A 25,675-nucleotide genomic window follows, 5' to 3' on the forward strand; every position below is an offset into this window, starting at 1 on the left:
CGGGGCCGGACACTCGCCGTTTTCGGACCCGGCTTAGGGCCTGTTCACACTACTTGCATCACGCCTGCTGGGTGTCATTTTCAGGGACGCTGACGCCAGCGACGCCACAGCCAGAACAGCGCCGCCAGCACCAGCAGCGCCGCCAGCACGAATAGCTCGTAGCGTTTTACTTCGCCGAGGATGGCTTCCAGAAGGTTGCCGAAATGGAAGGCGGCAAGGCCCAGCACCGAGGCCCAGATCGCCGCGCCCAGCCCATTGAACAGCAGAAAACGGCGCGGCGGATAGCCGGACACGCCGATCGCCAGCGGCATCACCGTGCGCAGCCCATAGACGAAGCGGAAACCCAGCACCCACAGGTCCGGATGCCGGCGCAGCCGCACCAGGGCCTTTTCGCCGAGCTGCTCCCAGCGCGGTTTGCGCGCCAGCAGCCCGCGCCCATAGCGGCGCCCCAGGGTGTACCAGAGCTGGTCGCCGGACCAGGCGCCCAGGAACGCCACCAGCACCACCAGCTCCAGACGCAGATAGCCCTGAAAGGCCAGAAAACCGGCCAGCACCAACACCGCCTCGCCCTCGAAGAAGGTGCCGAGAAACAAGGCGAGGTAACCGAAATGTTCGAGAAAGTCCTGCAGCATGGCCGGCCTCGGGCAGAAGACGCAGCCGGCAGCCTAGCCGGTTCCCGCCACGGACAAAAGCGCGGCGTTCAGGGGGCGTAGCCTTTCAGGAAAACCCGCACCACTTCGCGTACGTGCTCTTCGGATTCGGCCGGGCCCGGCGGCGCGGCGCAGCCGATCAGCACCTGCATGTGCCGGCAGCTCAGCAGCATGCCGAAAAACAACTCGGCGGCGGCGACCGGGTCCTGGAGCGTCAGCAAGCGCCGGTCCCGGGCCTTGATCAGCAACCGTTCCATCTCGCTCAGCGTCTTGGCCGGGCCGGCGTCGAAAAACAGCCGCGCCATTTCCGGATCCTGGACCGCCAGGCTGTTCATCAGCCGCTCCAGTTGGATGGCCTCGTCGCTGTTGGTCAGTTCCATGAAGGCCCGGCCGATGCGCGCCAGCACCGTGGGCAGTTGGTCGTCCGCTTCCAGGGAGAAAATCGGAAACGGCATCGACTCCTGGCACTTGGCCTCCACGGCGGCGGCGAACAGGGTCACTTTGTCGGAAAAATGACTGTAGACGGTGAGTTTGGAAACCCCCGCGTCGGCGGCCACGGCATCCATGCTGGTCCCGGAAAAGCCCTGGGAAAGGAACAGGGTCTTGGCGGCATCCAGAATCGCCTGGCGTTTGGCCGGATCCTTGGGCCGGCCGCGCAAACCTGTCTGGGTGTCGTTATCGGACATATCAAATACTGGACCAGTAAGTTCAATAAAATTACTATACTGGCGAGTATAGCATTGCCGATGCGCTATCCGCGCGTTTTTTATGACCGGCCGTCCCTGGCGGCCACCCTGCCGGGCCGTCGCTCGCGCGACGTTGAAAATGGCTCCCGGCCATTTTTATGGGGGTTTACATGTTCCGTTCTCCGCTGTTGATTGTGCTGCCCTTGGCGCTTTCCCTGGCCGCCTGCTCGTCCCCGGAAACACCCCAGGAGGCGGCGCCGCGCCCGGCCCTGGTGGTGCAACCCCAGGGCGCCGACGGCCTGATGGACATCTTTCCCGGCGAGGTACGTGCCCGCTACGAGCCGGAGCTGGCGTTCCGCATCGGCGGCAAGATCAGCCGCCGCCTGGTGACCGTGGGCGACCGGGTGGAGAAGGGCCAGCCGCTGGCGGAACTGAACGCCGAGGACGTGGGCCTGGAACTGGACGCCGCCCGGGCACGGCTGGCCTCCGCCCGCGCCGACCACCAGCTGGCCGCCAGTGAGCTGGACCGCTACCGGCCGCTGCTCGACCGGGGCGTGGTCAGCGGTTCCCAGTTCGACAACGTGGAAAGCCGCTTCCAGGCCGCCGAGGCCCAGCTCAAGCAGGCCCGGGCGCAGATGGACGTGGCCCGCAACCAGGCCGGCTACGCGGTGCTGGCGGCCCCGGACAACGGCGTGATCGCCCGGCGGCTGGCGGAGGCCGGCCAGGTGGTGGCGGCCGGCCAGACCGTGTTCGTGCTGGCGGTGGACGGCAGCCGGGAGGTGCGCATCGATCTGCCCGAGCAGGACGCGGACCGTTTCCAGGTGGGCGACGAGGTCACCGTGGAGCTGTGGTCACGCCCCGGCGACACCTTCCCGGGCCGCCTCCGCGAACTGGCGCCGGCGGCGGACCCGGCGTCGCGCACCTTCGAGGCGCGGGTGGCGTTCGACAATGACCCGGTGGGCGCCGAACTGGGCCAGAGCGCCCGGGTACTGGTGCACGGCGCCAACGGCGAGGACACCCTGAGCCTGCCGCTGGCGGCGGTCACCGCCGACGACGGCGACGCCTATGTGTGGGTGGTCGACCCGGCCAGCCAGACCCTGCGCAAGACACCGGTGAAAACCGGTGCCTACCACGCCGAGCGCATCCCGGTGCTGGACGGGCTGGCGGCGGACGCCTGGGTGGTGGCCGCCGGCACCCAGGTGCTGCGCGAGGGCCAGAAAGTGCGACCGGTGGACCGCCAGAACCGGCCGGTGCACCTGAACGGCGCGGACGGGGAGTAAGCGATGCGCTTCAACCTTTCCGAATGGGCCCTGCGCAACCGCACCCTGGTGCTCTACGCGATGATCCTGCTGGGCGCCCTCGGCGTCCTGTCCTACAGCCAGCTCGGCCAGAGCGAGGACCCGCCCTTCACCTTCAAGGTGATGGTGATCAACACCGTGTGGCCCGGCGCCAGCGCCAAGGAGGTATCGCGGCAGGTCACCGAGCGCATCGAAAAGAAACTGATGGAGACCGGCGACTACGACCGCATCACCTCGTTCTCGCGGCCGGGCCAGTCCCAGGTGCTGTTCGTGGCCCGCGACGATATGCACTCCCGGGACATCCCGGACCTCTGGTACCAGGTGCGCAAGAAGGTCGGCGACATTCGCCATACCCTGCCCCGGGACATCCAGGGCCCGTTCTTCAACGATGAATTCGGCACCACCTTCGGCAACATCTATGCGCTCACCGGCCCCGGTTTCGACTACGCGGTGATGAAGGATTACGCCGACCGGCTGCAGCTGGCCCTGCAACGCGTCAAGGACGTGGGCAAGGTGGAGCTGGTGGGGCTGCAGGACGAAAAGATCTGGGTGGAAATCTCCAACACCAAGCTGGCGTCCCTGGGCATTCCCATGGGCGCCGTGCAGCAGGCCCTGCAGTCCCAGAACGCCGTGGCCGAGGCCGGCTTTTTCGAAACCCCCAGCGACCGGGTGCGGCTGCGGGTCAGCGGCCAGTTCGAATCGGTGGACGAAATCCGCCGCTTCCCGATCCGCGCCGATGGCCGCACCCTGCGGCTGGGCGACATCGCCCACGTCTACCGGGGCTTCAGCGATCCGCCGCAGCCGCGCATGCGCTTCATGGGCGAGGACGCCATCGGCCTGGCGGTGTCCATGAAGGACGGCGGCGACATCCTGGCCCTGGGCGAGCACCTGGACGCGGAGTTCAAGCGGCTGCAGGACACCCTGCCCGCCGGGCTCGAGCTGCGCAAGGTGTCCGACCAGCCGGCGGCGGTGGAACAGGGCGTGGGCGAGTTCGTGCAGGTGCTGATCGAGGCCCTGGTGATCGTGCTGCTGGTCAGCTTCTTTTCCCTGGGCGTGCGTACCGGCCTGGTGGTGGCGCTGTCCATTCCCCTGGTGCTGGCCATGACCTTCGCGCTGATGCACTACTTCGACATCGGCCTGCACAAGATTTCCCTGGGCGCGCTGGTGCTGGCCCTGGGGCTGATGGTGGACGACGCCATCATCGCCGTGGAAATGATGGCGATCAAAATGGAACAGGGCCTCAGCCGCATCAAGGCCGCCGGCTTCGCCTGGACCAGCACCGCCTTCCCGATGCTCACCGGCACCCTGATCACCGCCGCCGGCTTTTTGCCCATCGCCACGGCGGAATCCGGCACCGGCGAGTACACCCGCTCGATCTTCCAGGTGGTCACCTTGTCGTTGCTGGTGTCCTGGATCACAGCGGTGGTGTTCGTGCCCTACCTGGGCGACAAGCTGCTGCCCAACCTGGCCCGCCGCGACGACAGCGGCCAGGTGCACGACCCTTATCAGAAGCCCTTCTATCAGCGCTTCCGGCGGCTGGTGCTGTGGTGCGTGCGTTACCGCAAGACGGTGATCGTGCTCACCGTGGTGATCTTCATGGCGGCGGTGGCCCTGTTCCGGCTGGTGCCGCAGCAGTTCTTCCCGCCGTCGGCGCGGCTGGAGCTGATGGTGGACCTGAAGCTCCATGAAGGGGCGTCACTGACCGCCACCGACGAACAGGCGCGGCGGCTGGAGAAAATGATCGCCGGCCACGACAAGATCGAAAACTACGTGGCCTACGTGGGCGCCGGCTCCCCGCGTTTCTACCTGCCGCTGGACCAGCAACTGCCGGCGGCCAGCTTCGCCCAGTTCGTGCTGCTGACCCGCAATATCGAGGAACGGGAGGAAGTGCGCGCCTGGCTGATCGACACCCTGCGCGAGGAATTCCCCACCCTGCGCAGCCGGGTCTCGCGGCTGGAGAACGGCCCGCCGGTGGGCTACCCGATCCAGTTCCGCGTCTCCGGCGAGCACATTCCCGAGGTGCGCGCCATTGCCCGCCAGGTGGCCGCCAAGGTGCGCGAGAATCCGGAGGTGACCAACGTGCACCTGGATTGGGAAGAGCCCAGCAAGGTGGTGCGCCTGGACATCGACCAGGCCCGCGCCCGGGCCCTGGGCGTGAACAGCGCCGACCTGTCCCGGGCCCTGCAGAGTTCCCTGTCCGGGGTGGTGGTGAGCCAGTACCGGGAGGACAACGAACTGATCGACGTGGAAGTGCGCGGCGACAGCCGCGAACGCCACGCCCTCGGCCAGCTCGGCAATCTGGCGGTGCAGACCGACTCCGGCCGCAGCGTGCCGCTGAACCAGATCGCCACCCTGGAATACGGCTTCGAGGAAGGCATTATCTGGCACCGCAACCGGCTGCCCACGGTGACGGTGCGCGCGGACGTCTACGGCGATGAGCAGCCGGCCACGCTGGTGGACCGCATCTGGCCCCAGTTCGACGGCATCCGCGACGAGCTGCCGCCGGGCTACCTGCTGGAGGTGGGCGGCACCGTGGAAGAGTCCGCCCGGGGCCAGGCGTCGGTGAACGCCGGCATGCCACTGTTCATTCTGGTGGTGCTGACCCTGCTGATGCTACAGCTGCGCAGCTTCTCGCTGACCACCATGGTGTTCCTCACCGCGCCGCTGGGGCTGATCGGGGTGACCGTGTTCCTGCTGCTGTTCGGTGAGCCGTTCGGCTTCGTGGCCATGCTCGGCACCATCGCCCTGGCCGGCATGATCATGCGCAACTCGGTGATTCTGGTGGATCAGATTCAGCAGGACATCGACCAGGGGCGCAGCCAGTGGGATGCCATCATCGAGTCCACGGTGCGGCGCTTCCGGCCCATCGCGCTGACCGCTTTGACCGCCGTGCTGGCCATGATCCCGCTGTCGCGGAGCGATTTCTTCGGCCCCATGGCGGTGGCGATCATGGGCGGCCTGATCGTGGCCACCGCCCTGACCCTGCTGTTCCTGCCGGCGCTGTACGCCGCCTGGTTCCGGGTCAAGGAGGAACACGCCGCGCCCTGAGCGCGGCCGATCAGTGGAGGACGGTGGCGTCCATGAAATGGACGCCGCCGAGCAGGGCGCTGAGGTCGTTGAAGGCGCGGGTTTCGCTGAACGGCGCCTGCCGGGGCGGGTCGTAGACCTGGCCGTTGCTGCCCTGCACCACCAGATCGATGGCGAAGCAGGTGCCGTCGCGCAGCGCCCGCCAAGCGTGCACCTGACGGCTGTGGTTCATGGCCGCGTCGCCGCCCTGGAAGGTGGTGAAGGCGACGCCGTCCAGCTCCGCTTCGCCGACGCTGTTCGGCCGGGCCCAGGCATCCGGCTCGGTGCAGCTCGCCCGCGCCTGTTCGTCGCGGCTGGCGCCCAGCCGCAATTCACCGGTGCGGATCTCATCGGAGCCTTTCAGCCGCAGCACCAGCAGGGCGGCGCCGGGCTGGTCCGGGCCCACGCCCACCCGCCAGCCGCCTTCGTTGAAATAGCCCTTGCCGGCCTCCCGGTCATCCACCCGGACCACTCCGTCCTTCGGGTAATCCACGGCGATGCCGTATTCCACGTTTTCGTAGCGGGCCTGGGGGGCGCCGGATTCCACGGCGGTGCTGTGCCCGCCGCCACCGCTCGCCGAGGGTGCATCACAGCCGCTCAGCCCGGCCAGGGCCGCCAGCATCAGGGTCGCGGTAACGCCGCGCATGGTCGATCCTCCCGTGGAAACGTCACCGTTACTTGTTGAAGCGGATACCGTCGATCACCGACTGCAGATCCTCCAGCGCCTGTTTCTGCGCCTCGCCGTCACCAGCGTCGCCCTCGCCGCTGGCGATCAGGTCGATGGCATAACAGGCCTCTCCGTAAGTAGCCCGGTAGCCCTGCATCATGCGGTAGCCGTTCTCGCCGGTTTCAGTGACCTCGTAACGACGGAACGGCACATCGTCGATGGTGCGCGACGTTTCCGTGTCGCCGGCGGCCCCGGTGGGCTGGTCCTTGCAATGGCTCAGGCCCTGGGTGGAGCGGCTCACGCCGAGCTGGAAGCGGGCCTGCTGGTCAGGCACCTTCAGAGTCAGCAGGCGCTTGCCGTCCTCGTCCTTGCCGGCGAACGCCTTCCAACTTCCCTGATCGTCGCTGGACTGGCTCTGGCGGTCACTGCCGTTATGATCCGCGTCGGTGTCGCTGATACGCCCGGCGCGGCTGTTCACCACCTTGAGGTTGCGCGGAAAGGTGACCTCAACGCGGTACTCGTCGCTCTTGTAGGTGGCGGTCTTGCCCTTCGCCGCCGGCTTGGCGCCCGGCTCGTCCTGGGCGGACGGGGCGCCGGCGCTGTCCACGGTGGGCCGCGGCTGGCCGGTGGCGTCGTCGCCGACCCGGTCGCCGGGCTGGCTTTCCTGAATCGGCGCACCGTCGCCGGTGGTCTTGTTTTTGCTCTGGTCTTCGTCCGGGGGTTGGCAGGCGGCCAGCAGCAAGGTGCCGGTGGCCACCAGGGCCAGGGAATAACGCATGGGATCCTCCTTGAATCCTGTTCCGTAACAGACCCCATGCTACGGCGAATGACGCCGTACCGGCTGCACTGCTTTACACTCTTTAACGGCTTTGACTTCCCAACCGGGGAACGGACTTGGAATTGGAACTCACCACCCTGCTGCTGCTCGGCGGCCTGGCGCTGCTGGCCGGCTTTATCGATACCCTGGCCGGCGGCGGCGGCCTGCTGACCCTGCCCGGCCTGCTGCTGGCCGGTTTGCCACCGGTGCAGGCGCTGGCCACCAACAAGCTGCAGGGCACCTTCGGCTCGGGCATGGCCACCTTCACGCTGCTGCGGCTGCGCCGCTTTTCGCCAGCGGCGGTGCGGCGACCCTTTTTGTGGGCCCTGGCCGGCAGCGCCGTGGGCACGGTGGTGGTGCAGGTGGTCGACACCGGCGCGCTGGAAGTGCTGGTGCCGGTGGTGCTGGCGGTGATCGCTCTGTACTTTCTGCTCACACCGGGGGCCGGCCGGGTGGAACGGGCGCCGCGGCTGGGCGGCGCCCTGTACGAACGCACCGTGGTACCGGCCATCGGCTTCTACGACGGCTTCTTCGGGCCCGGCACCGGCTCCTTCTTCTCGCTGGCGGAGGTGGCGCTGCGCGGCCGCGAGCTGATCACCGCCACCGCCCACGCCAAGGCGTTCAATTTCGCCAGCAACGTCGCCTCCCTGACCCTGTTCGTGATCGGCGGCAAGGTGCTGTGGCTGGTGGGCGCCACCATGATTCTGGGCCAGATGCTGGGCGCCTGGCTGGGCGCCCACGCGGTGCTGCGCGGCGGCCAGCGCCTGATCCGGCCGCTGATCGTGCTGATGTGCCTGGCCATGATCGCCCGCTATCTGTACGGCGTCGTGCAAACTTGAGCGGCTAACGGTTGACCCCGTCCTCCGGACCTCTACAGTATTTCCAGAATTTCAAAATACTATTTCAGCTCGGGAACCCTTCATGACCGATTACCGTCGTCCGGACGGCGAGACACGCTACTGGCCCCTGGGTCCGTTCAAGGTCCGTCTGCCGTTCCTGCATTACCGATTCGAGTGGCCCGATTACTTCCAGGGGCTGCTGATGTGCGCGGTGGATCTCGCCGCCATTCCGCTGATGACCGAACTGCTGGGGATGCCCTTCGAGGCGGCGCTGGCGGTGGTGTTGCTCAACGGCCTGCTCTACCTGGCCCATCACCTGCTGGGCGACCCGGTGGTACCCGGCTGGATCACCCCGGCCATTCCGCTGCTGATCGTCTACTGCGAGACCTTTCCGGAGGGCCCGGAGCGGGTGCACGCACTGATTGCCTTCCAGCTGTTATTGGGCCTGTTCTGTATCGGCCTGGGCGCCACCGGGCTGTCGAGAAAAGTGGTGGGCCTGGTACCGCCGGCGATCAAGGCGGGCATCATCATGGGCGCCGGCATCGCCGCGGTGATCTCGGTGTTCAAGGTGGGGGGCCGTTTCGAAAGCTTCCCCTGGACCATTTCCATCGCCATCGGCATCGCCTTCTACCTGATCTTCTCCCGGCACTTCGCCTGGCTGAAAAACCGCAACCGCTTCTGGGGCTTGCTGGGTAAGCTCGGCATCTTCCCGATCATCGCCCTGGCCATCGTCATCGCGCCGCTGTTCGCCGAGGCGCCCTGGCCGACCATCGAGTGGGGCTTCACCAAGCCGGACTTCGTCACCCTGTGGACCGAGTACACGGTGTTCGGCCTGGGCCTGCCGTCGCCACAGATGTTCCTGCAGGCGGTGCCCACCATGCTGGCCGCCTACATCGTGTTGTTCGGCGACGTGCTGCAGGGCAAGGCGCTGCTCACCGAGGCGGACGAAGCCCGCCGCGACGAGAAGATCGATTACGACCCGGACCGGGCGCACATGATTTTCGGCGGCCGCAACGCCACCATGAGCATCATCGGCCCGGACGTGGCCATGTGCGGTCCGCTGTGGGCGGCCATGCACGTGGTGATCGTGGAGCGCTTCAAGGAAGGCCGCAAGGCGATGGACTCGATCTTCGGCGGCGCCGGCTCGTTCCGCTGGGGCACCAACACCGGCCTGATTCTGATGCCCATCGTCAGCCTGGTGGAGCCGATTCTCGGCGTGGCGCTGGCGCTGACCCTGCTGATCCAGGGCTATGTGAGCGTGCGCATCGGCATTCTCGAAGCGCGCAGCCAGCGCGATCTGGGCATCGCCGGTGTCACCGCGGCGGTGCTCGCCACCCAGGGCGCCACCTGGGCGTTCGCGGTGGGCGTGGCCCTGTGCTTCCTGATCTATGGCCGCCATTTCTTCAGCGGCGAGAACGACCAGACCTTCACCAAGGACCTTGATTCCCGGAACAACGAAGAGGAAACCCCATGAAAACCCGCGCGGCAGTACTTCGTGAAATGGGCGCCGAGCGCCCCTACGGCAAATCCCAACCGCTGAAAATCGAAGAGGTGGAGCTGGACGCTCCCGAGCACGGCGAGATTCTGGTGCGGGTGCGCGCCGCCGGTCTGTGCCACTCGGACCTGTCGGTGATCGACGGCAACCGGCCCCGCCCGCTGCCCATGGCGCTGGGCCACGAGGCCGCCGGCGAGATCATGGAGGTGGGCCCCGGCGTCACCGACCTGGAGGTGGGCGACCACGTGGTGTTCTCCTTCGTGCCCAGCTGCGGCACCTGCCCCTATTGCCTGGACGGCCGCGCCGCCCTGTGCGCGCCGGGGGCGGTGGCCAATAACGAGGGCGTGCTGCTGGGCGGCGGCCGCCGGCTGCACCAGGGCGACACCACGGTGAACCATCACCTGGGCGTGTCCGGCTTCGCCGAGCACGTGGTCACCTCGCGGCGCTCGGCGGTGAAGATTCCCAAGGACCTGCCGTTCGACATCGCCGCCGTGTTCGGCTGCGCGGTGCTTACCGGGGTGGGCGCGGTGGTGCACACCGCCGGTCTGCGTGCCGGTCAGTCGGTGCTGGTGGTGGGCCTGGGCGGCGTGGGCCTGTCCGCGGTGCTGGGCGCGGTGGCCGGCGGCGCCCGCCAGGTGATCGCCGCCGACATCGCCCAGGACAAACTGGACATGGCCAAATCCCTGGGCGCCACCCATGTGGTGAACTCCGGTGACGAGGACGCGGTGGAGCAGGTGAAAGCGATCAGCGGCGGCGGCGTGGACATCGCCGCGGAATTCGCCGGCGTCGGCCCGGCCCTGGAATTCGCCTTCGCCGCCACCGGCAAGGGCGGCAAGACGGTCACCGCCGGCCTGCCCCACCCGAAAACCCGCCTGGCGGTGAGCCCGGTGCAGCTGGTCGCCGAGGAACGCTCCCTGATGGGTTCTTACCTGGGCGGCCACGTTCCGGCGCTGGATATTCCGGAATACGTGGCCCTCTACCAGGCCGGCCGGATGCCGGTGGACAAGCTGCTCACCCACCGGCTCAAGCTCGAGGACATCAACGAGGGCTTCGAGCGGCTGGCCAAGGGTGAGGCGATCCGGCAGGTGATTGTTTTCGACTAACCTTTCATCTTCTCCAACATCGCGCCCATCATTTCGTGGATCTTATTGACCGCTTTGAGCGGGCGCACCATCACCTTGAAATCGTCGATGCGGCCATCCGCGTCGCAGTGGATGATGTCCACGCCGTTGAGCTGGATGCCGTCCAGGACGGTGGTGAATTCCAGCATGGCGTTGTCGCCCTGCAGGATCTCGCGCTCATAACGAAAGTGCTCGTTGTTGAGCGTGTGCAGGGCGGCGGTCAGGTACATCCGGGTGATGGCCTTGCCTTCCTGGGGGGTGTGCACCACCGGGGAGTGGAAGGTGACGTTGTCGGCGAGGATGTCGTTCAGGGCGTCCGCGTCCTTGGCGTCCACCAGGCGGTGCCAGCGTTCTATGGTCTGTTCAATCATGGCGGTCTCCGGGTCAGTGTTTACAGTGTAAACATTAACCCGGGACTGTATCGCTTTTGCGCCGCCGGGACCAGCCCCGGCGGCCCCGCTAGGCCGCGTCGGGTTTGCTTTCCGCCTTGATCTCGAAGTAGTCGAACAGGGTATCCAGGGCGCCGCGCAGGGTGCCGCCCTGCAGCTCCAGGCGCGCCATCATCTCGTCCAGGGCGTCCTCGGCGTTGATGCCGTCCAGGTTTTCCTGAATCAGGTCCAGGGGCTTGAGACGCTTCACCGCCAGGTCCTGTTGCAGATCGAACTCCAGCTCGTCCTTCCAGCACAGGTTCACCTTCACCGCCGCCAGCTCTTCCAGGTGAGCGAGAATTTCCTCCCGGCCCAGGTCGAGGGCGGTGATGCGCACGCTGGCGCCGTCGCCGTTCTTGAATTCACAGCGGTCGCCGAGGGTGAAGCCCTCCGGCAGGGCACCGGGTTCGCGCAGCCAGTGGGCGAACGCGGCGGTGGTGGCACTGGCGGCGGTGGGGCGGGTCACCGGCAGCGAATCCAGCGCCTTGCGCAGCGCCGACACCACCTGCTCGGCGCGGCTCTCGGAGCCGCAGTCCACCATCACCCGGCGCCGCTGGGGGTCGATCAGCACGCCGGTGCGCCGCGAGCGGGTGAACGCCTGGGGCAGCAGCTCGAAAGTGATCTGGTCCTTGAGGTCGGCCCGTTCCTTGCGGCCCACCGGGCGGCCTTCGCGGTCGCGGATTTCCTCCACCCGGGCGTCGAGCTCTTCCTTGATCACCGGGCCGGGCAGCAGCCGGGCGATCTCCTGGTGCACCAGGTAGAAGTAGCTGCCGGCGGCCACCACCATGCGGTCATCGTTCTTCAGCGGCGGCACGAAGCCTTCGCTGCTCGGGCTCTGGCGCCCGCAGGGCGGACAGCGGTTGCCGTCCAGGCGCTCCTCCAGTTCGGCGGCGCTCCAGTTGAAGGGTTCGGTGCCCAGAAAAACGGTGAGGTTCTTGATCCACATAGCAGGGTTCCGGAAAGCGGCTGTCACGAAAGGGCGGCCACATTAGCCCAGGCGGGCGCGGAAGAAAACCGTGCGCGTCCCAGCGGTGGGTCAAGCGGGCTTATTCAGTTTGCGGCGCCGAACCCGTTTCCTTTCACACTGGCGCGACCGCCGCGACCGCACCCTGGACCTCCGGATTTGACAGCGTCCCCGGATACGGCAAATCTCGAAGGTCTCACAACAACAACGCCAAGCACTCGGAGAGCACTATGCTAGGCCAGATGATGAACCAGCCGCTGCTGATCAGCAGCCAGATCCGCCATGCCGCCCGCTACCATGCCGACGGCGAAATCGTATCGGTGGAAACCGCCGGCGGCGTGCACCGCACCAACTGGGGCGAAGTGGAGCAGCGGGCGCGGCGCCTGGGCTCCGCGCTGCAGGGCCTGGGGCTCGAGCGCAGCGACCGGGTGGCCACCCTGGCCTGGAACAATCACCGCCACCTGGAAATCTATTTCGGCGTGTCCGGCGCCGGCATGGTGTGCCATACCATCAACCCGCGCCTGTTCCCGGAACAGCTGGTCTATATTTTCAACCACGCCGAGGACAAGGTCCTGTTCATCGAAAAGACCTTCCTGCCACTGATCGAGGCGCTTCAGGACAAGCTGCCCAAGCTGGAGCACGTCTACCTGCTCAGCGGCAAGGACGACGAGGCCGCCGCCAAGGTGCCCGGTCTGAAGTTCTACGAGGACCTGATCGAACAGGGCGACGAGGACTTTGAATGGCCGGAGTTCGACGAGAACACCGCCTCCAGCCTGTGCTACACCTCCGGCACCACCGGCAATCCCAAGGGCGCGCTCTACTCCCACCGCTCCACGGTGCTGCACTCCATGGCCGTGGCCCTGCCCGACAGCCTGGCGCTGACCGCCCGGGACTGCCTGCTGCCCGTGGTGCCCATGTTCCATGTCAACGCCTGGGGCATTCCCTACGCGGCGGCCATGGTCGGCGCCAAGGTGGTGCTGCCCGGCCCGGGCCTGGACGGCGACAGCCTCAAGAATCTGATCAATGGCGAGCAAGTGACCTGCGCCGCCGGCGTGCCGACCCTGTGGCAGGGCCTGATCGGCGCCCTTAAGAAGGCCGGCGAGAAGGTGCCCAGCCTGACCCGCACGGTGATCGGCGGCTCCGCCTGCCCGCCGTCCATGATCGCCACCTTCCGCGACGACTACGGCGTGGACACCCTGCACGCCTGGGGCATGACCGAAATGAGCCCGGTGGGCTCGGTGAGCACCCTGCTGCACAAGCACATGGCCCTGTCACCGGAGGAACAGGCGGCGATCCGCGCCAAGCAGGGCCGGCCGCCGTTCGGCGTGGACCTGATGATCGGCGACGAGGACGGCAACGAGAAACCCATGGACGGCGACACCCAGGGCGACCTGTATGCCAAGGGTCATTGGGTGATCAGCGAATACTTCAACGTGGACACCCCGGCGCCGCACAAGCAGGGCTGGTTCCCCACCGGTGACATCGCCACCCTGGACGCCAACGGCATCCTCACCATCAAGGATCGTTCCAAGGACGTGATCAAGTCCGGCGGCGAGTGGATCAGCTCCGTGGAGCTGGAAAACATCGCCATGGGCATGGACATGGTGGCGGACGCGGCGGTGATCGCCGCCAAGCACGCCAAGTGGGATGAGCGGCCGCTGCTGATCGTGGTCAAGGCCGAGGGCCAGGACCCGTCGGAACAGGACGTGCTGGCCGGCTTCGAAGGCCAGGTGGCCTCCTGGCAGGTGCCGGACGCGGTGGTGTTCGTGGACGCCCTGCCCCGCAACGCCACCGGCAAGGTGCTCAAGAACAAGCTGCGTGACGAGTACGAGAACCACCTGCTCGACTGAGCCCGACCCATCCGGGGGGAGGCACCAGGCTTCCCCCTGTATCCTGCATCCTGAATCCTGTATCCGGGTTCCCCCTCCCCTTTCGACAGCTTCCTGAAGCGCTGCTAGGCTTTTCGCTTTACGCGCACAGGAAGGAAACACCATGGGAGAGTTCATCGACGTCACCGCCAAAGACGGTGGCCGGTTCCGCGCCTATCTGGCACTGCCGCCGTCGGGCAAGGGCCCGGGCCTGGTGGTGGGGCAGGAGATTTTCGGGGTCAACGAGACCATGCGTCGGGTGGCCGACGGCTTCGCCGAGGAAGGCTATGTGGTGCTGGTGCCGGATCTGTTCTGGCGCATCGAGCCGGGGATCGAGCTGGGCTACGGCGAGGCGGATTTTCAGCGCGCCTTCGAGCTGTTCCAGACCGTGGACATCGACCGCGCCATCGACGACATCGACGCCAGCCTGGAGACCCTGGCGGCGCGCCCGGAGGTCACCGGCGGCGACCTGGGTTTCGTGGGCTTCTGCCTGGGCGGCAAGCTCGCCTACCTGACCGCCGCGCGCACCCGGGTGGCGGTGTCCGTCGGCTACTACGGCGTGGGCATTGAGGAACACCTGGATGAGGCCGCCAGTATCAAAGGCCGCCTGGTGCTGCACTTCGCCGAGCTGGATGGCTTCTGCGACGAGGCCACCCGCAACCGCATCATCACCGCCCTGGGCGGTACCGTCAGCAAGCTGGAAACCTTCGTCTATCCCGGCGTGGACCATGCCTTCGCGCGCCCCGGCGGCGACCATTACCACAAGACCAGCGCCGACATGGCCCACGAGCGCACCATCGCCGCGCTGAAACGGGAGATCGGCCCGGACGTGGACCTGTCGGCCCTGTGGGACGAGCACTGCCGCCAAGAGTTCGCCACCCGCGACGTGGACGCCACCATGGCGACCATGGTGGCCGAGCCCTACGTGAACCACATCCCCACCATGACCGGCGGTGTCGGCTACCAACAGCTCAGCCGCTTCTATCGCAACCACTTCGTGCACGGCAATCCGGACGACATGACGCTGGTGCCGGTATCGCGCACGGTGGGCGCCACCCAGCTGGTGGACGAGTTCATTCTCAGCTTTACCCACGACCGGGAAATCGACTGGATGCTGCCCGGCGTGGCGCCCACCGGCAAGAAAGTGGACATTCCCATGCTCGGGGTGATCCGCTTCCGGGGTGACAAGCTGTGCCACGAGCACATCTATTGGGATCAGGCCAGCGTGCTCAAGCAGATTGGTCTGCTGGACGGCGAGGGTCTGCCGGTGGCCGGCGCCGAGACCGCCCGCAAGCTGCTCGATGAGAGCCTGGACTCCAACGCCCTGATGGCGCGCTGGAAAGAAAGCGAAGGAAAATAACGCGCACCGCGCACAAAAAAAGGCCGCCCGAGGGCGGCCTTCTTGCGTCTGCCGGACAGCGTCAGAAGAACAGCTGCGGCAGGTAGGTGGCGATTTGCGGGAACATCATGATCAGGGCGATGCCCACGATCTCCACCAGCACGAAGGGAATCACCGACACATAGATGTCCCTCATGGTGATGCTGGGTGGCACCACCCCCTTCAAATAGAAGAGGTTGAACCCGAAGGGTGGTGTCATATAGCCGATTTCCATGTTGATCACGAACAGGATACCGAACCACACCGGATCAAAGCCCATCGCTTTCACCACCGGCAGGAACACCGGCAGGGTGATCAGCATGATACCCACCGGATCCAGCACCATGGCCAGGAAGAAAATGATCACCATCATGGTGATGATCACCGCCCAGGGGCCGCCGGGGATCGAGGTGATCCAGCCTTCGAACAGTTCCTGGGCGCCCATGCTCTGATAAGCGGCGCTGAAGGCGTGGGCGGCGAACAGGATCCACATGATCATGCCGGTGAGCTTGAAGGTGCGGATCGAGGCGTCGCGCATCAGCTCCCAGGTCATCTTGCGGTACACCACCGCCGACAGCAGCGCGCCGAACACGCCCATGGCGGCCGCTTCGGTGGGGGTGGTGATGCCGGCGATGATGGAGCCGAGCACCATCACCACGATCAGCATCGGCAGAATCACCGCGCGCAGCGCCTTCAGTTTCTCCGGCCAGGAGGCGCGCTCTTCCTTGGGAAGGGCCGGCGCCAGTTCCGGCTGGAAGTAGCAGCGGATCAGGATGTAGGCGCAGGTCAGCACCATCAGCAGCAGGCCCGGCAGCACGCCGGCGGCGAACATCTGACCCACCGACACGCCGGTGATCAGCGAGTAGAGAATCATCAGGATGCTGGGCGGAATCAGGATGCCCCAGCCACCGCCGGTGTTGATGCAGCCCAGCACCATGCGCTTGTCGTAGCCGCGCTCCAGCATGGACGGCAGGGCGATGGTGCCCATGGCCACCACGGCGGCGCCGGAGATGCCGCACATGGCGGCGAAGATGGCGCAGATCACCAGGGTGCCGATGGCCAGGCCGCCGCGCAGGCCGCCCCACCACAGGAACATCATCCGGTACAGATCCTTGGCCACGCCGGTGCGCTCCAGCACCATGGCCATGAACACGAACAGCGGTATCGCCACCAGGCTGAAGCTGCCCATGGTGCTCCAGATCTGCGACGCCACCATATAGAAGGCATCCGGCCCCCAGGTGAAATACAGGAACACCACGGACACGCCGCCCAGCACGAAGGTCAGCGGCAGACCCAGCACCAGGAACACCAGCAACGAGCCGAAGAACAGCAGAGTGATCATCTCGATGCTCATCAGTGCGACTCCTCCGTGCCGTCATCGATGCTGTCTTTAAGAACGTTGGCATTGTCCGGGTTGATCGCCACGGCGATGTCGCGCAGCAGCTTGACGGTGCCCTGCAGCAGAACCAGAACGATGGCCAGCGGCATGAACGCCTTCACCGGCCACACCGGCGGGTTCCATGCGGAATAGGTGGTCTCGCTGCCCTGGAAGGATTCCCAGGCCATCGAGGACGCGAAATACAGAAACGCCAGAATAAAGATGTAGAACAACACGGAGGTGAACACGTCGATGATCGCCTGCGTGCGCACCGAGAAACGGGAATACAGCAGGTCCACGTTGACATGGCCCTTGTGCGCCATCACATAGCCGCCGGCCATGATCGCGTACACACCGAACACGAACTGGGTCAGCTCGGACGTCCACACCGTGGGCGAGTTCAGCAGGTAACGACAAACGACCTCGAGCAGCAGCAGCGCGGTCATCACGAAAACCAGCAACGCGATCCATCGGCCCAGCACGTCATTGAGACGGGTCACGCCGTTGATCAACTTCTGAAGGAAGGACATGGTTCCTCCGCGGGGGGCTTAACGGTAAACACTAAAAAGGGGGAGCCTGCTGGCTCCCCCCGGGGTCGGGTCCGCTGTTACAGGTAACCCAGGTCGCTCAGGAAACCTTTCAGCTTCTTCACCGCTTCGGCGGCCTTGTCGCTGCGCTTGGCTTCCTCGTCCCAGGTTTTCTGGGCCACTTTGGCGAGACGGTCCTGCACGTCCTGGGGCATGGTGTTGATCTTCACGCCCTGCTCGGCCTGAACCTTGGCCAGGGTGATTTTTTCCTTGTACAGGTATTCGCTGGTACGGATCCAGAACTGCTCGTCGAGGGCGTCCTTGACGATCTTGGCCATGCCTTCCGGCAGTTTATCCAGCGCTTTCTGGCTGACGATGAAGGCGTCGGTACCGGCGATGTTCAGCGCCGGTTGCACGTGGTACTTGGCCACTTCATACAGACCCATGCTGGCCGCGCCCTGCGCCGCGCCCCAGTGGGCCGCGTCGACCACGCCGCTGGACAGCGCCTGGTAGAGTTCACCGCCCGGCACATAGGTACCGGCCGCGCCGGCTTCGGTGAGGAACTTCTGCAGCGCGCCGGAAGAGCGGATCTTCAGGCCCTTGAAGTCTTCCCAGCTGTTGATCGGTTTCTTGGAAACCATCTCGGTGGGATACACCTTGTCCGTGGAGTAGTACACGTTGAACTTGGCCGCTTCCTCGCGAAGCATGTCCTCGAAGCCCAGGTTCTTGTGGAAATAGGACGCTTCCCAAACGTTGCGGAACGCGAACGGCAGACCGGAGGCGATGCCCGCCAGGGTCATCTTGTCCTGGGCGTAGGCCGGAGAGATGGTGCCCATCTGGATCACGCCACGGCTTACCGCGTTGAAGGTTTCCTGGGCCTTGAACAGCTGGCCGGCCTCGTACAGCTCCAGCTTCAGCTGACCGTCGGTGCGCTCTTCGATCACGCGCTTGATGCGCTTGAGGCTGTCCTCATAGGAACTGCTGGAACCGGGCCAGTGGGATTGAACCTTCCAGGTAATGGTATCGGCGGCGTGGGCGGTGGCACTGAATGCCACGGTGGCCGCGAGGGCGATTGCCGAGCCACCGAACGCCAGCGTGTTACGGAAACGATGCATCAGAGTCATGGGGAGCTCCTGGTTTGTTGTTTTGCCTGTTCCGCAGAGCGAAATAGTAAGGCCGAAAAATGAAACTACTGGACGGAATGTAGCACAGCTCCCCGCTTTCCCAATACCCTCTTTTTATGACGTCCGCTCATTGTCTCAGCAATGTATACACATTTTCCGGCTTTGTGGGCTTTTACTCCGCCGGCGGTGACGGCGGCAGCGGCGCCAGCACCTCCGAGAGGCGCTCCGCGAAGGCCAGCACGGTACGGTCCTCCAGGTAGGGCCCGATGATCTGCACCGCCAGTGGCAGGCCGTCCCGGGTCAGGCCGATGGGCAGCGTCACCGCCGGCAGATAGACCGCCCCGGCCAGGCCCACCCACACCATGATGTCCAGGTAAGGCTGGTCGCGGCCATTGACGCGCAGCACCCGGCCACCGGGCCCGGGCTTCTGCTGGTGGGGGAACGGCAGGGTCTGCACCACCGGACACAGCAGCACGTCGAAATCCTGGAAGAACCGATGCCAGGCGGCGCGCTGGCCCTGGCGTCGTTCGTCCGCGTGCAACCAGTCGGTATGGGACTGGGTCACGCCCCGGGCAAAGCGCACCCGGTAGCCGTCGTCGTCCGGCGCCGCCTCCGCCACATCCTGTTGCAACTGCCCGTAGAGATCATCCGGCAGGCCCACGCCCATGGTGCCGGCCAGCAACTGATAGTAGACGTCGTAGGCGCTTTCCAGCGTGAGGCCGTCGGGGCGCGCCCGCGGATCCACGGTGGCGCCCTGCCCGGCCAGTTCCCGGGTGAGCCCTTCCAGGGCCTCGCGGATGGCGTCGTCCACCGGACAGCGCGGGTCATCCAGCCAGGCCGCCACGCGAAAGTCCCGCAGCGCCTGGTGGCGCGGCGCCGGCAGGCTGAGTGCCCAACCGGGCGCCTCCTCGTCGTCCGGCGCCGCCAGCAGGTCCAGGGCCAGGGACAGATCCCCCGGGTTCAGAGCCATGGGGCCGGCCACGGAGATATCACGGCGGGCCAGCGCCCCCGGCGGGCCGGGAATATGACCCCGGGTGGAGATCAGCCCGAAGCTGGGCTTGAGCCCGCACACGCCGCAGAACGCCGCCGGGGTGCGGATCGAGCCGCCGATGTCGCTGCCCAGTTCCAGCGGCGTGAAGCCGGCGGCCAGGGCGGCGGCGGCGCCCCCGGAGGAACCGCCCGGGGTGAGCGCCGTGTTCCAGGGGTTGTTGGTGGTGCCGTAAATGTCGTTGTAGCTCTGCAGGTCACCGGCCATGGCCGGCACATTGGTTTTGCCGAACACCACCGCGCCGGCGTCCAGCAACCGCTGTACCGCGCGGCTGGTGGTGCTGGAAACGTGATCCCGCAGCACCCCGGCGGTGGTCGGCCAGCCGGCGATCTCGTAGGTTTCCTTGATGGTCATGGGCACGCCGTGCAGGTCGCCCCAGTCCTCGCCCCGGGCCAGCGCCCGGTCCGCTTCGCGGGCCCGCTCCCGGGCCTGGTCGAAGCGCCGGACCACCACCGCGTTGAGCGGGCCGTCAAGACGCTCCACCCGATCAATGAAATATTCCAGGGCCGCCTCGGCGGTAATGGTTTTCTGCTTGATGCGGCGCGCCAGGGCGCGGGCACCGATGCGATGCAGGTCCATGCACTCTCCCTCTGTTATTATGAAAGACCATTCTGCTTAACCCGACCGCTCTCTTCTATCAAACGGGATCGAAAACATGAAGTATCTGCACACCATGGTGCGGGTCAGCGACCTGGACGCCTCCCTGCGCTTTTATTGTGACGGGCTGGGTCTGCGCGAGAACCGCCGCAAGGAAGTGCCCCAGGGCCGCTTCACGCTGGTGTTTCTGGCCGCCCCGGAAACCCCGGACGCGGAGCTGGAACTGACCTGGAACTGGGACCCGGAACCGGACATGGGCTCGGCGCGCAACTTCGGCCACCTGGCGTTCCGGGTGGACGACATCTATGCGCTGTGCGCGCACCTGCAAGAGATGGGCTACACCATCAACCGCCCGCCCCGGGACGGCCACATGGCGTTCGTGCGCTCGCCGGATCTGATCTCGGTGGAATTGCTGCAGAAAGGCGACGCCCTGGCTCCCCAGGAACCCTGGGCGTCGATGGAGAATACCGGCAGCTGGTAAGCGGCCGGTCAGCGGCGGGCCTCGTCAGGCACGCCCGCCGGTGGCGATCACCTTGCCGTCCAGCAACGCCTGGCGGCGCTCGGCGGAGAAGCCGGCCTGTTCCAGTACGGCCAGGGTATGCTGGCCCAGTTCGGGCAGGGCGGTGGTCTCCTCGGCAACGCCCTCCCCGAAGGTGTAGGGCAGCGCCGGCACGTCCACCTCGCCGCCCTTGCCGTCCAGCACCCGCTGGAAGATGCCGGTGGCTTGCACATCGGCGCTGGCGCGCACCTGGGTGTAGTTACGCACCACACCGCACACCACCCCGAACGCCTCCAGCCGGGCCCGGGCTTCCTCCCCGCCGAAGCCGCCCAGGGCCTGATTGAGAATGGCCACCATGGCGGGCCGGTTGGCGACCCGGTCATTGCTGGTGGCGAAGCGCGGGTCGGTGCCCAGCTCCGGCTGTTCGATGGCCCGGCACAGCCGCTGCCAGTGGTCTTCCATATAGGCGGAGATCACGATGTGGCCGTCGCGCACCTGGATCAGGTCCGCCGCCGGCGCCACCAGCGGCTGGGCGTTGCCGGCCCGCTGCGGCAACTGACCGGAGCAACCGTACTCCGCCCAGATCTGCGCTTGCAGGCCCACCGCCACCGCCAGCAGGGAGGTTTCGATGGTGGCGCCCTCGCCGTGGCGGGCGCAGCGAAACAGCGCCGCCAGAATGGCATTGGCGGCGGCGGTGGCGGTGGCCGCGTCGACCACCGCGAAGCCGGTTTTGAGCGGCGCGCCGCCGGGTTCACCGGTCAACGACATCATGCCGCTTTCCGCCTGGGCGGCGATGTCCAGCCCGGGGCGCTCCCGGGACGGGCCTCGGGTGCCGAACCCGGAAATCGAGGCGTGGATCAGGCTCGGCTTTTGCGCGCGCAACGTGGCCGCGTCCAGGCCCAGGCCTTCCATGACGCCGACGCGGCTGTTCTGCACCACCACGTCCGCGCCCAGAGCCAGTTCCCGGGCCACCGCCACGCCCTCGGCGTTGCGCAGGTCCAGGGCCACGGATTTCTTGCCCCGGTTATAGGCCATGAACATGCCGCTGCGGTGACCGCTTTTTTCGCTCACCCCGAAGCGTCGACTGTTATCGCCGTTGAAGTTCTCGATCTTGATCACCTCGGCGCCCAGGTCGGCGAGAATCTGCGTCGCGCCAGGGCCGGCGATGAACTGCCCGAACTCGATGACCTTGATGCCGGCCAGCGGTTTGTCGTTTGTCATGGGAATCATTCCTTCACGGTGCTTGAGGGAAACAGGCGCCTGCGCAGACCGCTCAACAGCGGCCACAACAGGAACAGCGCGGTAATCAGAAACAGGACCGAAGCGATCGGGCTGGCGAAGAAGCCCAGGAAGCTGCCGCGATTCATCAGCAGGCCCTGGCGCAGGCTCTGCTCGATCATCGGACTGAGCACGAAGCCGATCACCATGGGCGCCAGCGGAAAGCCGTTGTAGCGCAGCAGAAAACCGCCGATGCCGGCCAGCAGCACCACCAGCAGATCGAAGGGGTTGCCGTTGATGCTGTAGGTGCCGGCGGCCACCAGCACCACCACCGCCGCCATCAACAGCGGCTCGGGCAGGCGCAGGATGCGCGAGAACAGGGGCGACATCAGCCAGCCGCCGAAGAACATGCAGATGTTGGCCACGAACAGCATCAGGAAGATGAACAGCACCAGTTCCTGGTTATCCAGAAACAGGCGCGGGCCCGGGGTCACGCCCTGCAGCACCAGAGCGCCCAGCATCACCGCGGTGATCGGATCGCCGGGCACGCCCAGCGACAGCGTGGGCACCATGGCGCCGGAGGTCACCGCGTTGTTGGCCGCCTCGGAGGCGATCAGGCCGTCCGGTTCACCGGTGCCGAACTTGTCCCGGTTGCGCGAACTGCGCTTGGCTTCCGCGTAGCTGATCATCGACGCCGAGGAGGCGCCCACGCCGGGCAGGGTGCCGATCCAGGTACCGATCAACGATGACTTGAGCAGCATGGAAAAACGCCGCCGCAGTTCACCCAGGGAGGGGCAGCGGAACGCGGAGCGAATCACCGGCACGCTGCCGCCGGCCCGTTCGGCGGCGCGCCAGAACACTTCCGACAGGGCGAACAGGCCGACCAGGAACGGCACCAGCCCGATGCCGGCGGACAGATCGAACACATTGAAATCGTAGCGCAGGTAGCCGGTGACCGGGTCCTGGCCCACCACCGCCACGAACAGGCCGATCAGGCCGGCCATCAGCCCCTTGGCCAGATTGTCCCGGGACACGGTGACGATGCAGGTCAGCGCGAACACGCCCAGGGCGAAATACTCCACCGGCCCGAACTTCAAACCGATGCGCGCCAGCAACGGCGACGCCACCGCCAGAATCACGGTGGCCAGAATGCCGCCGAAGGCGGACGCGGTGGTCGCCCAGCCCAGGGCCAGACCCGCCTCGCCGCGCCGCGCCATGGGGTAGCCGTCGAGCACGGTGGCGGCGGATTGCGGCGTGCCCGGCGTGTTGATCAGAATCGCCGACAGCGAGCCGCCGTACACCGAGCCACAATAAATACCCAGCAGCAACGCCACACTGGCGCCCTGGCCGAGCACGAAGGTCAGCGGCAGCGCCATGGTGATCGCCAGCAGGGAGCCGAGACCGGGCAGCGCGCCGATAATGATGCCGACCAGGGTCCCCGCCACCACCGCCAGCAGGGCGTCCGGGGCGGCGAGCATGGAGAGGGCGGACAACAAGGCGTCCATAGGAACCTCCGGGCCCCGCCAGGGGCCATGTTCTTTTAGGAATCAGGAAAACAGTGCGCTCAGGGACGGCAGGGCCGGCCCCGGTGGCGGACGGTTGAGCAGATCGGCGAAGCCGTACCAGACCAGGGCGGTGAACAACACCGCCACCACCACCAACCACAACGGCCGGCGGAAGCCCTGGAACAGCGGAAACACCAGCATCAGCGCCAGGGTGGCGGGCACGAAGCCCAGCCACTCATAGGCCAGCAGGTAGGCGCCGCTGATCACCACGGTGCCGGTGAGGCTGCGCCAGCGCAGCCGCTCCGGCGCGGTGGCCGGGCCGCCGTTGAGCGCCGCCCGCACCATCAACCACACCGCGCACACTCCGATCAGCGCCAGCAGCAGCTTCGGGTACCAGTACGGATTGCTGGCCACCGCCACCGGCCGGTCGTTGCCGCCGCCGGCCAGATACACCGCCAGGGCGGCGGCCAGGGCCGCCGCGCCGTAGCACAGATCCAGAACGCGCCCTTTCATGGTCAGTGGCCTCCGCCCTTGAGCACGTCGCGGATCAGTTCACCGTTGGTTTTCGAGGTGGAGAGCACCAGGTCCTGGAACGCCTGGGGACCCAGATAGACCGCGTCCAGGCCGACCCGGCCGAGTACGGTTTTCAATGCCTCGGAACCGGTGGCCTGTTCACAGGCCGACGCCAACCGGTCGCGCACCTCATCGGGAACGCCCTTGGGCGCCACCAGGCCGCCGGCCACCGCGGCGGTCATGTCATAACCTTGCTGGATGGCGGTCTTCAGGTCGGGCAACGCTTCGATGGGCTCGTCACTGAACACGGCCACCGCCCGCAGGTCCCGATCGGTCACGGTATTGGGCAGGGCGAAATACAGATCGATATGACCGCCCATCAGAGCGGTCAGGCCCGGGCCGTCACCGGCGAAGGGCACATGGGTGATGTCCGCGCCGGCCAGGCGTTTGAACTGTTCGATCTGCAGGTGCGGCAGGGTGCCCGGGCCGGGCGTGCCGTAGGTCAGCTCGCCGGGGTGGGCCTTGGCGTAGTCCACCACCTCCTTCAACGTTTTGAAGGGCGAACCGGGCTTCACCGCCAGCACCTGGGGCGCGTAATAGAACTGGCACAGATAGTCGAAGGAGTCGGCGCTATAAGGCGTGCGGTGCATGTGCGGCTGGTTGGCGATGGTGCCCACCGGTGCCACGCCGATGGTGTAGCCGTCGGCCCGGGCCCGGGCCAGGGCCGCCATGCCGACGCTGCCGCCGCCACCGGAGCGGTTGTCCACCACCACCTTGGCGCCCAGCACTTCGCCCATGGCGTTGGCCACCGCGCGGCCGGCCAGGTCGGTGCTGCCGCCGGCCGGATAGGGCACGATCTCGGTGATCGGACGGGACGGATAATCGGCCGCCCAGGCCGGCGCCGCCAGCAGCGGCAGAACACTCAACGCGAGCCCGAGCAGGGAACGGGAGAAAGTGGTTTTCCGGGTTGTTATTGTCATCGTGATGCCTCCGCTATCAGGACCGGTTCTTCAGAACTTTTTCGATCAACCGTCCATTGGTCTCGGAGATGGATTCCACCTTGGCGCGGAAATCCGCCGGATTCAGGTACACCGGCCGGGTGCCCAGGCGCTCGAATACCTTGCCCAGCCGTTCGGATCCGGCGGCCTCCTTGCAGCCTTGCTCCAGTACGGCGCGCACTTCATCCGACGTGCCCTTGGGCACGATCAACCCGCCCCACCAGGAGGCGGTGAGGTCATAGCCCTGATCGGCGGCGGTGCGCACGCCAGGCAGACTGTCCAACGGCTCGTCATTGAACACCGCCACCGAGTTCAGCTCGCGGTCGGCGGCCACGTTGGACATGGCCATATACAAGTCCACATGCCCGCCCATCAGCGCGGTCACACCCGGCCCGTCGCCGGCGAACGGCACATGGGTGATCTCCACGCCGGCCTTCTCCAGAAACTGCTCCATGGAGAGATTGGGCAGGGACCCGGGGCCGGGGCTGCCATAGGTCAGCTCGCCGGGATGGGATTTCGCGTAGCTCACCAGTTGCTGCAGATCGGTGAACGGCGAGTCGGGTTTCACCGCCAGCGCCAGCGGGCTCTCGAAGAACTGGCAGATGTAGTCGAATGAATCCAGTTCGTAAGGGGTGCGGCGCATATGGGGCTGATTGACCAGGGTCGCGGCCGGCGCCACGCCGATGGTGTAGCCGTCCGCCCGGGCCCGGGCCAGGGCCGCCAGCCCCACGGTGCCGGCGCCGCCGGAGCGGTTGTCCACCACCACGTTGGTGTTCAGGCTGTCGGTCAGTTCCTGGGCGATGGCGCGGGCCATCAAGTCGGTGCTGCCGCCGGCCGGGAACGGCACCATGGCGGTGACCGGACGCTCCGGGTAATCGGCGGCCCAGGCCGGGTTGAGACAGGCCAGGGCCGCGCCGATCACGGCCAGACCACGGATGCGACGGGTGATTGTTGTAAGCATGTCGTCTTTCCTCTTGGTTTCAGAGAGAAC

General features: G+C 66.5%; 23 protein-coding genes. 8 read left to right on the forward strand and 15 right to left on the reverse strand.

The genetic code is table 11. The annotated features are described in order from the left end of the window. Positions 1-80 precede the first annotated feature (80 nt). On the reverse strand, positions 81-632 hold the full coding sequence (locus ACLD0W_RS03275; RefSeq protein ID WP_410306072.1) for a DedA family protein: 552 nt from the start codon (positions 630-632) through the stop codon (positions 81-83). 68 nt (positions 633-700) lie between these two features. Further along, positions 701-1,336, reverse strand: coding sequence for a TetR/AcrR family transcriptional regulator (locus ACLD0W_RS03280; RefSeq protein WP_410306073.1), 636 nt, complete (start codon positions 1,334-1,336; stop codon positions 701-703). Between the two features lie 170 nt (positions 1,337-1,506). Between ACLD0W_RS03280 and ACLD0W_RS03285 the strand changes: the two genes are divergently transcribed. Together ACLD0W_RS03285 and ACLD0W_RS03290 are read left to right on the forward strand one after the other, a co-directional pair. Beyond that, the gene (locus ACLD0W_RS03285) at positions 1,507-2,616 is read left to right on the forward strand and encodes an efflux RND transporter periplasmic adaptor subunit (RefSeq protein ID WP_410306074.1); all 1,110 of its coding nucleotides are present in this window, start codon (positions 1,507-1,509) and stop codon (positions 2,614-2,616) included. Between the two features lie 3 nt (positions 2,617-2,619). Beyond that, a complete protein-coding gene (locus ACLD0W_RS03290; protein WP_410306075.1) occupies positions 2,620-5,682 on the forward strand; it encodes an efflux RND transporter permease subunit in 3,063 nt (1,020 codons plus the stop codon). A gap of 10 nt (positions 5,683-5,692) precedes the next feature. On the opposite strand, the gene ACLD0W_RS03295 is transcribed toward ACLD0W_RS03290, so the two are convergent. After that, entirely contained in the window at positions 5,693-6,346 is a 654-nt protein-coding gene (locus ACLD0W_RS03295; RefSeq protein ID WP_410306076.1) for a hypothetical protein, read from the reverse strand. A gap of 28 nt (positions 6,347-6,374) precedes the next feature. Continuing rightward, positions 6,375-7,145 (reverse strand): hypothetical protein, encoded by a 771-nt coding sequence (locus ACLD0W_RS03300; RefSeq protein ID WP_410306077.1) that lies wholly within the window; start codon positions 7,143-7,145, stop codon positions 6,375-6,377. 116 nt (positions 7,146-7,261) lie between these two features. On the opposite strand from ACLD0W_RS03300, the gene ACLD0W_RS03305 reads away from it, so the two are divergent. The 3 genes from ACLD0W_RS03305 (at position 7,262) to ACLD0W_RS03315 (ending at position 10,621) form a co-directional block, all read left to right on the forward strand. Further along, entirely contained in the window at positions 7,262-8,023 is a 762-nt protein-coding gene (locus ACLD0W_RS03305) for a TSUP family transporter (protein WP_410306078.1), read from the forward strand. 82 nt (positions 8,024-8,105) lie between these two features. Further along, positions 8,106-9,497, forward strand: coding sequence for a hypothetical protein (locus tag ACLD0W_RS03310; protein ID WP_410306079.1), 1,392 nt, complete (start codon positions 8,106-8,108; stop codon positions 9,495-9,497). Then, positions 9,494-10,621 carry a zinc-dependent alcohol dehydrogenase family protein gene (locus tag ACLD0W_RS03315; RefSeq protein WP_410306080.1) on the forward strand — a complete coding sequence of 376 codons (1,128 nt, stop codon included), beginning with the start codon at positions 9,494-9,496 and terminating at the stop codon, positions 10,619-10,621. Before ACLD0W_RS03310 ends, ACLD0W_RS03315 begins: the two co-directional genes overlap by 4 nt. On the opposite strand, the gene ACLD0W_RS03320 is transcribed toward ACLD0W_RS03315, so the two are convergent. Next, positions 10,618-11,010 carry a nuclear transport factor 2 family protein gene (locus ACLD0W_RS03320; protein ID WP_410306081.1) on the reverse strand — a complete coding sequence of 131 codons (393 nt, stop codon included), beginning with the start codon at positions 11,008-11,010 and terminating at the stop codon, positions 10,618-10,620. The two genes, ACLD0W_RS03315 and ACLD0W_RS03320, sit on opposite strands and share 4 nt — an antisense overlap. 88 nt (positions 11,011-11,098) lie before the next feature. After that, entirely contained in the window at positions 11,099-12,013 is a 915-nt protein-coding gene (locus ACLD0W_RS03325) for a recombination-associated protein RdgC (protein ID WP_410306082.1), read from the reverse strand. Positions 12,014-12,261: 248 nt separating this feature from the next. Here ACLD0W_RS03325 and ACLD0W_RS03330 point away from each other — a divergent pair, with 248 nt between their 5' ends. Continuing rightward, positions 12,262-13,881 (forward strand): long-chain-fatty-acid--CoA ligase, encoded by a 1,620-nt coding sequence (locus ACLD0W_RS03330; RefSeq protein ID WP_410306083.1) that lies wholly within the window; start codon positions 12,262-12,264, stop codon positions 13,879-13,881. Positions 13,882-14,023: 142 nt separating this feature from the next. After that, positions 14,024-15,259, forward strand: coding sequence for a dienelactone hydrolase family protein (locus ACLD0W_RS03335; RefSeq protein ID WP_410306084.1), 1,236 nt, complete (start codon positions 14,024-14,026; stop codon positions 15,257-15,259). 61 nt (positions 15,260-15,320) lie between these two features. Here ACLD0W_RS03335 and ACLD0W_RS03340 read toward each other — a convergent pair whose 3' ends face one another. The 4 genes from ACLD0W_RS03340 to ACLD0W_RS03355 form a co-directional block, all read right to left on the reverse strand. Beyond that, positions 15,321-16,631: a TRAP transporter large permease subunit gene (locus tag ACLD0W_RS03340; RefSeq protein WP_410306085.1), complete on the reverse strand. Its 1,311-nt coding sequence runs from the start codon at positions 16,629-16,631 to the stop codon at positions 15,321-15,323. Beyond that, positions 16,631-17,185: a TRAP transporter small permease subunit gene (locus ACLD0W_RS03345; protein ID WP_410306086.1), complete on the reverse strand. Its 555-nt coding sequence runs from the start codon at positions 17,183-17,185 to the stop codon at positions 16,631-16,633. Before ACLD0W_RS03345 ends, ACLD0W_RS03340 begins: the two co-directional genes overlap by 1 nt. A gap of 77 nt (positions 17,186-17,262) precedes the next feature. After that, the gene (dctP, locus tag ACLD0W_RS03350) at positions 17,263-18,306 is read right to left on the reverse strand and encodes a TRAP transporter substrate-binding protein DctP (RefSeq protein WP_410306087.1); all 1,044 of its coding nucleotides are present in this window, start codon (positions 18,304-18,306) and stop codon (positions 17,263-17,265) included. A gap of 172 nt (positions 18,307-18,478) precedes the next feature. Beyond that, complete coding sequence (locus ACLD0W_RS03355; protein WP_410306088.1) at positions 18,479-19,933, reverse strand: amidase; 1,455 nt, start codon at positions 19,931-19,933, stop codon at positions 18,479-18,481. 76 nt (positions 19,934-20,009) lie between these two features. On the opposite strand from ACLD0W_RS03355, the gene ACLD0W_RS03360 reads away from it, so the two are divergent. Beyond that, positions 20,010-20,432 (forward strand): VOC family protein, encoded by a 423-nt coding sequence (locus ACLD0W_RS03360; RefSeq protein WP_410306089.1) that lies wholly within the window; start codon positions 20,010-20,012, stop codon positions 20,430-20,432. 24 nt (positions 20,433-20,456) lie between these two features. Here the strand turns inward: ACLD0W_RS03360 and ACLD0W_RS03365 are convergent, their stop codons facing one another. The 5 genes from ACLD0W_RS03365 to ACLD0W_RS03385 are packed head-to-tail and all read right to left on the reverse strand — an operon-like array spanning position 20,457 to position 25,645. Continuing rightward, positions 20,457-21,671 (reverse strand): CaiB/BaiF CoA transferase family protein, encoded by a 1,215-nt coding sequence (locus ACLD0W_RS03365; RefSeq protein WP_410306090.1) that lies wholly within the window; start codon positions 21,669-21,671, stop codon positions 20,457-20,459. A gap of 5 nt (positions 21,672-21,676) precedes the next feature. Next, on the reverse strand, positions 21,677-23,173 hold the full coding sequence (locus tag ACLD0W_RS03370; RefSeq protein WP_410306091.1) for a tripartite tricarboxylate transporter permease: 1,497 nt from the start codon (positions 23,171-23,173) through the stop codon (positions 21,677-21,679). A 42-nt stretch (positions 23,174-23,215) separates the two neighbouring features. Next, entirely contained in the window at positions 23,216-23,686 is a 471-nt protein-coding gene (locus ACLD0W_RS03375; RefSeq protein WP_410306092.1) for a tripartite tricarboxylate transporter TctB family protein, read from the reverse strand. A 2-nt stretch (positions 23,687-23,688) separates the two neighbouring features. Continuing rightward, positions 23,689-24,666 (reverse strand): tripartite tricarboxylate transporter substrate binding protein, encoded by a 978-nt coding sequence (locus tag ACLD0W_RS03380; RefSeq protein ID WP_410306093.1) that lies wholly within the window; start codon positions 24,664-24,666, stop codon positions 23,689-23,691. Between the two features lie 16 nt (positions 24,667-24,682). After that, positions 24,683-25,645: a Bug family tripartite tricarboxylate transporter substrate binding protein gene (locus ACLD0W_RS03385; RefSeq protein ID WP_410306094.1), complete on the reverse strand. Its 963-nt coding sequence runs from the start codon at positions 25,643-25,645 to the stop codon at positions 24,683-24,685. Positions 25,646-25,675 lie beyond the last annotated feature (30 nt).

The organism is Alloalcanivorax sp. C16-1 (assembly GCF_046507805.1).
Classification (GTDB): Bacteria; Pseudomonadota; Gammaproteobacteria; order Pseudomonadales; family Alcanivoracaceae; genus Alloalcanivorax.